General features: G+C 47.7%; 9 protein-coding genes. 7 read left to right on the forward strand and 2 right to left on the reverse strand.

Annotated features, from left to right (window positions below; all coding sequences use genetic code 11):
• A partial coding sequence (locus WC772_08710) for a sterol desaturase family protein (GenBank protein MFA6170825.1) occupies window positions 1-460 on the reverse strand: 460 nt, incomplete at its 3' end.
• Between the two features lie 791 nt (window positions 461-1251).
• Entirely contained in the window at window positions 1252-2496 is a 1245-nt protein-coding gene (gene glgC / locus WC772_08715) for a glucose-1-phosphate adenylyltransferase (protein ID MFA6170826.1), read from the reverse strand.
• A 1387-nt stretch (window positions 2497-3883) separates the two neighbouring features.
• Here glgC and WC772_08720 point away from each other — a divergent pair.
• The 7 genes from WC772_08720 (at window position 3884) to ltrA (ending at window position 9922) form a co-directional block, all read left to right on the forward strand.
• The gene (locus WC772_08720) at window positions 3884-4486 is read left to right on the forward strand and encodes a transposase (GenBank protein MFA6170827.1); all 603 of its coding nucleotides are present in this window, start codon (window positions 3884-3886) and stop codon (window positions 4484-4486) included.
• A 144-nt stretch (window positions 4487-4630) separates the two neighbouring features.
• Window positions 4631-5299, forward strand: a complete 669-nt coding sequence (locus tag WC772_08725) for a transposase (protein ID MFA6170828.1) — start codon at window positions 4631-4633, stop codon at window positions 5297-5299.
• A 90-nt stretch (window positions 5300-5389) separates the two neighbouring features.
• A complete protein-coding gene (locus WC772_08730; GenBank protein MFA6170829.1) occupies window positions 5390-5839 on the forward strand; it encodes a reverse transcriptase domain-containing protein in 450 nt (149 codons plus the stop codon).
• 37 nt (window positions 5840-5876) lie between these two features.
• The gene (locus WC772_08735; GenBank protein ID MFA6170830.1) at window positions 5877-6206 is read left to right on the forward strand and encodes a hypothetical protein; all 330 of its coding nucleotides are present in this window, start codon (window positions 5877-5879) and stop codon (window positions 6204-6206) included.
• Window positions 6199-6432 carry a hypothetical protein gene (locus WC772_08740; protein ID MFA6170831.1) on the forward strand — a complete coding sequence of 78 codons (234 nt, stop codon included), beginning with the start codon at window positions 6199-6201 and terminating at the stop codon, window positions 6430-6432. Before WC772_08735 ends, WC772_08740 begins: the two co-directional genes overlap by 8 nt.
• A gap of 13 nt (window positions 6433-6445) precedes the next feature.
• Window positions 6446-7738, forward strand: a complete 1293-nt coding sequence (locus WC772_08745) for a hypothetical protein (protein MFA6170832.1) — start codon at window positions 6446-6448, stop codon at window positions 7736-7738.
• Window positions 7739-8617: 879 nt separating this feature from the next.
• Complete coding sequence (ltrA, locus tag WC772_08750) at window positions 8618-9922, forward strand: group II intron reverse transcriptase/maturase (protein ID MFA6170833.1); 1305 nt, start codon at window positions 8618-8620, stop codon at window positions 9920-9922.
• The last annotated feature ends 465 nt before the right edge of the window (window positions 9923-10387 follow it).

Raw genomic sequence — 10387 nt, forward strand, 5'->3', positions numbered from 1 at the left:
TGGTGATGACAAGTTCCAGAAAATGTATTCGAAATGATGTTGTAATATTCAAATAAGGATCGTTATGATGCACCTTGTGAAACATCCACAGACAATCAACGCTGTGGCTGGCTTTGTGCCAGAGATACATTAACAAATCGAGCATTAAAAACGATAGGACTGCTTTCCATGCGGGGCTGGATAGAGTGTTTAGCAATCCTTTATCTGAATAGCGTTCGGCAATTACTAATAAAGATGAAGCCGACACTATCGACATTGCTATACTGTTAACAAAAAACAGGCTAATGTTTGTTTTATAGGACTGACGCAAGTGTTTTCTTGGCAGTTTTTCCCTTGGCGTTTGGAATTCAAGGGTGGACAGTATGGCAAAAACCATGAGTAGAGTTAATGCCAGTACTTCTCCTGGCACCATCGTCGGCCATCTGAAATTGAATTCAAGTAAAGTAGTTAGGCTTATCATTGTCTTTTCCTCGCTATAAAGCTGATATACACAATAATCTTAAGTAATGTTGATGACAAAAGGCTTCTTTCTAGTGTCGTCTTTACTTAAATTTATGAGTATCAACCAATAAAAATACCTGACAACTTAAATGAGTTGTTTTTGATTCATCCGGTGATTCAAGCTCACTTAATTCCATCTTGCTTTAAATGTCGGCAAGTTCTGCGCCATAAAGTCGACAGGTTGCTTTGAAGTATTGATTAAAACCCCTGTAGGCCCTAATGAGCAAGGGCTTTAGCTGTTGAATATCTATTTGAAAGCGGGAGTCGAGTTTTTGTCGTCTGGAAAAACATGTGTTTTGAACGGCTAAAATGTATCAATTAAGTGCAATTATTTCAATATTGTGCACCAATATTGTATTTAATTATTGTTTCTCAAAAATATACATATTGTCATTATATCGTGATTCCTTAAAAGAAATTTTTTTTACGGCAGTTTGTCGTGGCTGGAAATATCGTAGTGCGATTTTTATTTTTTATAAAGCGATATTATTAGATGCTAATATCGAATTAATAAATAAGAAGACCTTATTTTCTATTCATGCAACAAAGCTATTTAAATCTCTTCTGGAACTTCATTAAGAACGAATCCAGAAAGGTTGTTGGTAGTGTGTCAAGCATAACCATTGAAGGAGTCAATTTAGAGACAGCAATGTGTAACGGTTTCGTGGCAAATTGACTAACCGCGTTAGCTGGATAGATGCCGTCTTAAAATCCAAAAATCAAGGTTCATATCTCCGCTCGCCATTTGCGTCACTCGCCACTGTGTTTGGCATTAATCAGGAAACGGTAACCCTTCGGGACGACGGTAATGCCGGATTCCGAGACAGTGAAGCGGGCTGCATCGGTGGTGGAGTCAAACCCAATCCGCTCGTCAGGCGGAATATGCACGTTTTTGTCGACGATGCAGCGTTTCAAGTGCACACCGGCTCCAATATGTACCCCGTCAAACAAGATCGAATCTTCGACGACGGCATTTTCATCCGCCTGGACTTGAGTGAACAAGATCGAACGTCTGATGGTACCACCGGAAACAACGGTGCCGGTGCCGAGCAGAGAATTGATAACTTGCCCTTCCTGTCCGAAAGATCCAGGAGCCATGCGAGCTGGCGGGTTTTGTCCGTGGTACGTGCGGATGGGCCAGCCGGGCTGATACAGGTCCAGCGGCGGAACCTGCGCGAGAAGATCCATGTTCGTCGCGTAATATGAATCAATTGTGCCGACATCGCGCCAGTACTTATCCTGCGTTACGCGCCCAGTTTCTCCGCCGAACCGGTAAGCACATACGCAATGCGTCTCAATGAGTCGTGGGATAATGTCCTTGCCGAAATCATGGTTTGACGCGGTAAGGCAGTGGTCGGCTTGCAGTTCGTGACTGAGCAAGTCCATGTTGAAAATATAGATACCCATGGATGCCAGCGCGCGGTGCGGGTCGTTCGGCAGGGGCTTGGGATGTTTCGGCTTCTCGTCGAACGCACGAATTCGCTGTGCGTCATCCACTGACATGATACCAAAAGAGCTGGCACTGGCAAGTGACACAGGCATGCAAGCAATCGTTAGCCCCGCTCCCTGGTCACGGTGAAACTGGAGCATTGCGGCATAATCCATCCTATAGATGTGGTCTCCGGACAGAATTACCACATAGGTGGCATTGCTACGCTCAAGCAGGTACAGGTTCTGGCGGATGGCATCGGCTGTCCCGGAGTACCAAGATTCGTCGGTTCGCATCTGTGGCGGCACGAGCGTAATGTATTCGGAGATTTCCGGGTTGAAGATAGACCAGCCATCACGCAGATGCTTTTGTAGTGAGTGCGACTTGTATTGAGTCAGTACCAGCACACGTCTCAAGCCAGAGTGTAGGCAGTTAGACAGTGTAAAGTCGATGATCCGATAATTGCCGCCGAATGGCACAGCTGGCTTTGCCCGGTCGGCCGTCAGTGGATGCAGCCGCGAACCCACGCCGCCGGCCAGTATGATGGTCAGGGTTTTATTGAGCATCCGTTACCTCGTCAATTCGATCGATAAGCATGAGGTTTTCCTTTTGGAGTGAGGCTGCCCCGTCGATTAGTTTCCTCGCAGCGTGCGTTCCCGTATGACTGAATTCCAATCCCTCCGCGATTTCGAACGATAAGATTTCTGTTTGTCGGCATGGTCTAAAATGTTTTTCCTCTATTCTCGAGTGGGAGAGCCTTGAAGTCTTATTATCCATGATTATTTTGTAAGAGAATCTACACTGAATTCAAGTAATTAGAGTTTATGTGGCAGTTCTTCAAGCCTGAGAAATCCATTATTAGTCTTCCTGAAGTCGGACGGAGCAATATACCCCGCCCTGTTTAGGTTGAATGTCGATTTTCACTATAGCTCCAGTTAAACACTATTTATGTTCATTGTCCTTAAAATGCGATTCAATGGAACACATATACAGTAGCAGGACGTAGGAAAGTATAAAAGCAACCATGATTTTCTCCTCAAGTATGTGAAAAACAATAGTGCCGGGTATTTACCTCCGACAATAAAGGATCAGCATTATTTACGCCAATACCTTACTGTATTACTTGGTTATTGCTAGCCCACGGCAGACGTGCTCTTCCAACCTGTACCCAATAATGGTATCCCTGGATGTTCAGAAAAAGTGAACCAAAATAGTATTTTAGTCTGCTAGCACGCATTAAATCAGTGCACTCAGAAACTGATCATTTTTAGAATGCAAGCCAGAGTGCGACGAGAGGTGCGATATTCAGCATGATGATCCCAATTTTGTAGAGGGCCATGCTAGCGTAGTGGCACTGCCCGTGACGGTCGCGTCCCGCTGGCTGGCGAAATTGCTGCAATGCCTGGGCTGATCCCCCCGACTCGCCGCCGTCTGTCTGGTGGTCGAGCCGGTGGACATGTGCCTCGACGCGGACGGCCTGTCCCGAACTGAAGCCGACTGGCTGCTTACCGCTGCTGAGCGGATATTAGATGTGGAAGCGCCACTACTGTCCGAAGGGGTCGGGTGCTGACGCAAGCGTGTCCCGATAGCTGTCGTTAATCTTGACGCGCAACTCACGGTCATTACCTGACGGTGGACCCACGCTATTTTTAGCGCACTTTATTTAACATAACGCCTGCTTATCCGAAGCCGGTTTGTAAACGCAATTTTGAAATGTCCTACATGAGTGTTGGCGCAGCAATGCATTCGCTGCGAGACAGGAGTCGAGTAGTCCCCAGAAGCGATAGTGCATGTGTTTTCACGAAGCGTTTTTTGCGTAGTGAAAATGCAGGCTTTACGAAATCGCGTCGAGTCATTGGGATGATGTGAGCTATCCCCTTGCTGGGTAGCGAACGAGAGACTCAGGACGGCTGGGGCAGCCGCAGGCATTAGCGGTCGCGTGATTTTTGCCGCTTGTTGGGCAGGGATGCCCAAAAAAGCTTTCGCAAAAATAGCGACTCCCCGCAATTCAAACTGCTTACCCTATTTCTCTGTCTGTGCTGGATTCACGATGCGAGGCACTATAAAAAACTCAAACCCTTCGTGCCTAGTCACCAGCAAGCTTTAGCCGACTTCCGAAGTCTGTATTGGGCTTATTACACCGCGTTACTCAAGTATAAGCTTGAGCCGACACCGGATAAAAAAGAGGTGCTTTCAAAGCGATTTGATGAGCTCTTCTCAGCCACCACGGACTATGAAGAGCTGAATGATCGTATCGCTAAAACGCTAGCCAAAAAGGCAGAGTTACTGCAGGTATTGGAACTTCCTCAGTTACCGTTGCATAACAATGCAGCCGAGCTTGGCGCAAGAGTGCAGGCGCGTGCGCGTGATGTAAGCTTTCAAACCCGAAGCGAAAAGGGAACGAAGATAAAAGACACCTTTATGACAATTAATCAGACCGCCAAAAAATTAGCCGTGAGCTTTTACGATTACGTTTATGATCGCGTGTCTGGGCGATTCGAACTTCCCTCTTTGGCAGATTTAATTACTCAAAAAGCGCAAACCTTGCAGGTTTGATGTTGGTTTTCCCCTGGAATTTAAAGTAGATACCTGGAAACCGCCGCCCAGGAAACGGTCCGCTGCCAAAAAGTAGTCGCCGAAGACGGGCAAGAAGTTCGGCTCTATTGCCATTCACCCGGTCGTGAACAAAAGGAACAGGCCATGGCGGAACGCTTCGCCAGTCGTTTTGAAGCCGGACTTGACGCCTTAAACGATGGGCTGCAGCGTCCCCGCACCGAAAAACGCCCGGATAAATTGTGGGAACGGATCGGCCGCCTGAAAGAAAAACAGCACGGTATCGGTCAGCATTATCAAATCGACTTGCAAACCGATGAGAGCGGCGAAAAAGCCCTAAGCATCACTTGGCAAAAACACAGTGTGCCGGGCTCTTATGTGGATCTCCCGGGAGTCTATTGCCTGCGCAGTAACCAATGCCAATGGTCGGAAGAACAGCTATGGCGCACCTATATGATGCTCACTGACCTCGAAGCCGTGTTTCGCTGCTTCAAAAGCGATCTGGGTTTTCGGCCTATCTTTCATAGTAAAGAAGAGCGGGCTGACAGTCACCTGTTCATCACCGTATTGGCCTATCAGTTGGTCCAGCTTATTCGTCGCAGTCTGAAAGAGAGCGGCATTAATGCCAACAGCAGTTGGCGCACATTACGTGAAATCATGCGCACTCAATGCCGGGTAACCGCCAGTTTCCGTCGTGCTGATGGCAAAGCGCTGCATGTTCGCAAAGCCACCCGTGCGGAACCGGAGCAAATGGCTATTTATCGTGCGTTAAAAGTGAATCCAGCACCCGGAGGTATCAGCAAAACTATTGTCTAAAAAACTGAGAATAGACTCTATTTTTCAGGGTGTAGTGCCACACGAAGATTTTTTATAACACAAGATATTGTTTTTTAATTGATATTAATTGTGTGTGTTAAATATGGGTTAGGAATACCAGCCATTGCGGACAAGCTACTGCAACTTGCAGTGGCGAAGATATTGGCAGCCATCTACGAGCAAGACTTTCTATCTTGCAGTTATGGATACCGACCTGAAATGAGCGCTCATAAAGCCGTCAAAGACTTAACGGGCGAACTTAATTCAAAGAAGTATCATGCTGTAGTCGAAGCCGACATTAAAGGCTTCTTCAACGCCATAAGCCATGACTTCTTAATAGACATGCTAAGCAAGCGAATAGATGACGGTCCTTTTATAAACCTTATCCGCAAATGGTTGAAAGCAGGCATATTGGAAACAGATGGGCAGGTGGTACACCCATTGACGGGGACCCCGCAAGGCGGAATTACCACGCCACAGACACAAAAGATAACTTTGAATTTGAGCGGCAGATTGAATTCAGCCGCTCAAATTCATTGATTGACATGAGGCGTAAAAGGTAATAAATATATGTCTCATGACGCGATCCTCAAACACCGACAAAACCCACCGGCTGAATGCCGCATTCAACTTGCTGGCACAGGGTTACACATTGGCCGAAGCTGCCGAAGCTTTGACCCAACAGTTTGGCTTGTCTCGCAGACAGGCTTACCGATATCTTCAAGGAGCTCAGGAAATCGATGCGCCAGTCTTGGTCGCTTCACCCTCTATTCCGATTACGATCAAAATACCTGCGAATGTCGTGAAGCGACTTCGGTCACATGCGCAAACCAGCGGCATGACTATTGGCGAGATTGTGGCACATGCCATCGTCAATTTTCTCGACAAGCTGCACCGCCATGGCTAATCGCCATCGGCGAAGTCATGAAATTGAGTTGGAATTTGCTTTTGATCGTCTGCATACCACTAAACTGGAGCAAGTCTTTGCTATTCTGGTTCCGAACCGGGAACGCCGAATTGATGAATCCCCAGGACTAAAAGGAGAACACCATGAAAATAGCCGTATCTACTTTAAAATCCATGGCAAATTCAAATGCCACCAAAATGCCTTGACAGCAGATCAAAAAGTATAGATTCTTTCGTTCCTTGAACATCCAAGACCTACAGGCTGAAATAAACGCCATTGACCAAGAAATCGCTCAAATAGAAAGTAGCGGTGGGCAGGCTATTGTCAAAAAACTACTGAATATTATAGAACGGCTAGCCAGCTCAAATGATGCTCAGGAAAGTGAACTTCAGAAGCTTCGTGATGAAATCAATCGACTGAAAGGTGAGCAGGGAAAACCTGATATTAAGGCTAATAAAAAGAAAGACGGCAATATATCGTCCGAGGCTGAACGTAAGGAAGCTGAAGCCAATGCCAAGAAAGGCACCGAAAATTGCGACGGCGAATCAGGCGAGAATACAGAAGAAAAGAAGAAACGTCAGCGTGAGCCAAAACTACCCAAGATAAAAATAGACCATGAGGTATTTTGTCCATTGGACAAAGCTGGGCTACCGGATGATCTGGAGTTTAAGTACTATGAAGGGGTGGTTATTCAAGATCTGATTATCGTAACCAATAATATTAAATATCAGCGTGAAGTCCATTATTCTCCGTCGCAGAAGAAAAGTTATCGCGGAGAATTGCCGGAAGATGTCCGAGGAAAAGGCGAGTATGGACCGGGTATACGAGCATTGATACCCATTTTAAAAGCAGAAGGCAATATGTCGGAAAAGCGGATATTAGGCTTTTTTCAAAACTTTGGCCTTGCGGTTTCAGCCACTTATATCTCTCAGCAATGGACTGGCGGTTATGATCTTTTTCACCAGGAAAAAAGCGATCTTTACCACTGCGGCATAACCGCGAGCGACTATGTCCAAATCGATGACACCAGTGCGCGCGTCAACGGCACCAACCAGTATTGCCAGATTGTCTGTAGTCCACTGTTTACAGCCTATTTCACCACGCCGAAGAAAGACCGCCTGACGATATTATCAGTATTGACTGATTTTATGCCACCTCAGTATCTTTACAATCGACAAGCTCAAACACTACTTGAGACCTTCAAGTTAACTGACAAAACCCGTGTTGCGATAGACGCGCAGTTGCCGTTTGATGTGGTCATGAATGAAAGCGAATTCAAAGCTTATCTGCCCCTCATCACCTTAGGCACTCGCCAAAGTATTCATCTTACCGAAGCCTGTGCCATCGCTTATTACCAACAACAAACCGACTTTCCAATCATTGAAAGATTGTTGGCTGATGATGCTCCACCGCTGCGAGACAGGAGTCGAGTAGTCCCCAGAAGCGATAGTGCATGTGTTTTCACGAAGCGTTTTTTGCGTAGTGAAAATGCAGGCTTTACGAAATCGCGTCGAGTCATTGGGATGATGTGAGCTATCCCCTTGCTGGGTAGCGAACGAGAGACTCAGGACGGCTGGGGCAGCCGCAGGCATTAGCGGTCGCGTGATTTTTGCCGCTTGTTGGGCAGGGATGCCCAAAAAAGCTTTCGCAAAAATAGCGACTCCCCGCTGACCCGATGAGCGGTGTACGACGACCCCCGCGTAGCCGTAGGGGCCGGGCGTTTTGACGAAGTTGGAGCGCGAGCGGAAGCGGTGCGACTGGCATGATAGTCAGCTAGCTGGTGGAAGTCCAGCCATTGCCCTGTGAGAAGGGAAAATGTAGGCGAAGGCAAGGGTGCCCAAAGAAACTTTCGGTAGCTACCCAACAGGGGAACCCGGTTACCGTTAGCCAATGCGGGATCTGAAGGAAGCACTAGCCAAATGGGTCACCTAAACGCAAGTGAACCTTCGTAAGGCAGTGATAAAGGGGTAAGGTATCCGCGACTACCGAAGCCCGATATTCTCACCGTAATTTGTCATTGTAATGAAGGTAGGTAGATCGAGAAACGGGTGACTATCTTACCCAGTGAAGGGCCGTCGGCTTTGGGTCGGTGTAACTGCGACACTTTAAGCCCTAAGCGCAACAGTAATGTTGACGTTATGAACCGAGGGTCTGCAGATGAAGCCGTAGTAATCGTAAAGTTCGGTGCCGATGAATTCATGGTGACATGGAGGAGGGTAAAACATCGAATCAGTAACAGGAAGTTGGAGGTGAAGGGCGGAACATGTAAGCGGCCATGGCCGTTGATTAGAGACCGGAGAACTGAGATCAGCCTGTGAGGAGCGGTTGACTATTTGCGTCGTAAACAGTGAACGAATCAGCCGTGCGAGATTGATGAAAGTGCTCTGCAAAAGAGAGTGAAATAAACGAACATGAGCCAATTGATTGAGGAACCCAGACTCTTTGAAAACCTTTGCTCAAGCTTTTACTTGGGCATAGGCTTTATCTTGGTGAAAAGGAACCGAGGCAAACCCGGCATAGACGGCGTGAGCATAGCGGACTTTGAAGCCGATTTAGACGAAGAGCTAAGTCAGTTGCAACAGGAATTGAGCAACTGGACTTATCAACCCTCGCCGGTGCGCCGAGTCGAGATACCCAAGCCGGGAGGTAAGGGGATGCGACTTCTGGGTATACCGACGGTGCGGGATCGCGTGGTACAGGCAACGCTAAAACTCCTGCTGGAACCGATTTTCGATCCGCATTTTTCGCCGAACAGTTACGGTTTCCGTCCCGGACGGAGCCAACACCAAGCGGTAGAAGCGGCGCAACGGATTGTTAACAGTGGTAAACCCTACGTGGTGGATATTGACCTGTCGAAATTCTTTGATCGTATCCATCATGACCGGCTGATTGCCCGAATGGGTGAAAAGGTAACCGACAAACGGATACTCCGGTTGGTAGGTTTAATGCTGCGTAGCGGCATTATGATCAACGGCGTTGTCAACCCCAGCCAGGAAGGCGCAATGCAGGGCGGCCCGTTAAGCCCGCTGCTCAGCAACATCGTTCTGGACGAACTGGATCAGGAACTGGAGAGGCGAGGCCTGGAATTTTGCCGGTTCGCCGATGATTGCAATATCTTCGTGAAATCGCAAAAAGCGGCAGAGCGGGTGATGGAAAAGGTCAGCCAATTCATCGAAAAGAAGCTAAAACTGAAGGTGAATCAGGAGAAAAGCCAAGTGGCGCTTTCCGATAAGGTCAAGTTTTTAGGCTTTACCGTGGTCAACGGGACGATTGCGATAGCGCATAAAGCCCTGCAAACGGCCATGGATAAAGTCAAAGCACTGACACCGCGAGGCACCCATAAAACGTTGGAACCGACACTGGACAAGATCAATCAATGGTATGTGGGCTGGTCGAACTATTATAGTTTGACCAACTACCCATCCCAATTGCATAAAATCGAAGCCCATATCCGGCGGCGATTACGATCAAGACTGGTGAGTCAACAAAAGAGAAAACAGCATCTTTACCGAAATCTGGTCAAACGAGGGGTACCACGAAAACAAGCATCAAAAGCTGTCTTTTCTAACAACAAACGGTGGGTGCTCTCAAATACCAGAGCGGTGACGAGAGCCTACCCCAACAGTTGGTTTATTAACCTGAAAGGACAGGAAATACGATCCGACCGAAAGCTGGCGCATTGGTTTGACGTTTCTCAATGGATACGCCTTGCATGAGGAGCCGTGTACGGACCCGTACGCACGGTTCTGTGGGCAGACGGAGGCTGCGGCCTCCTCTGACCCGATTACGACGACCCCCGGGTAGCCGTAGAGGCCGGGTGTTTTGACGGAGTTGGAGCGTGGTGCGACTGGCATGATAGTCAGCCAGCTGGTGGAAGTCCAGCCATTGCCCTGTGAGAAGGGAAAATGTAGGCGAAGGCAAGGGTGCCCAAAGAAACTCTTGGTGGCTACCCAACAGGGGAGCACGGTTACCGAGAGCCAATGCGGGATCTGAAGGAAGCCCTAGCCAAATTGGTCACCTAAACGCAAGTGAACCTTCGTAAGGCAGTGATAAAGGCATAAGTATCTACACAAGTTCTCCAGGAAAATGGCATGATGTCGTATGATTTTAAAAAACACTGACGGGTATAGACCCACGCCTCGCCGATCGCCATCAGCAATTGGTACTTGAACATATGAACT

Source organism: Candidatus Margulisiibacteriota bacterium (assembly GCA_041661965.1).
Taxonomy (GTDB): Bacteria; Margulisbacteria; WOR-1; order O2-12-FULL-45-9; family XYB2-FULL-48-7; genus XYB2-FULL-45-9.

Excerpts from the sequence above, each read along its gene's own strand:
- WC772_08735 (MFA6170830.1), top strand. The coding sequence starts at position 5,877 with ATGACGCGATCCTCAAACACCGACAAAACCCACCGGCTGAATGCCGCA.
- WC772_08725 (MFA6170828.1), top strand. The coding sequence starts at position 4,631 with ATGGCGGAACGCTTCGCCAGTCGTTTTGAAGCCGGACTTGACGCCTTA.
- WC772_08740 (MFA6170831.1), top strand. The coding sequence starts at position 6,199 with ATGGCTAATCGCCATCGGCGAAGTCATGAAATTGAGTTGGAATTTGCT.
- glgC (MFA6170826.1), bottom strand. The coding sequence starts at position 2,496 with ATGCTCAATAAAACCCTGACCATCATACTGGCCGGCGGCGTGGGTTCG.
- ltrA (MFA6170833.1), top strand. The coding sequence starts at position 8,618 with ATGAGCCAATTGATTGAGGAACCCAGACTCTTTGAAAACCTTTGCTCA.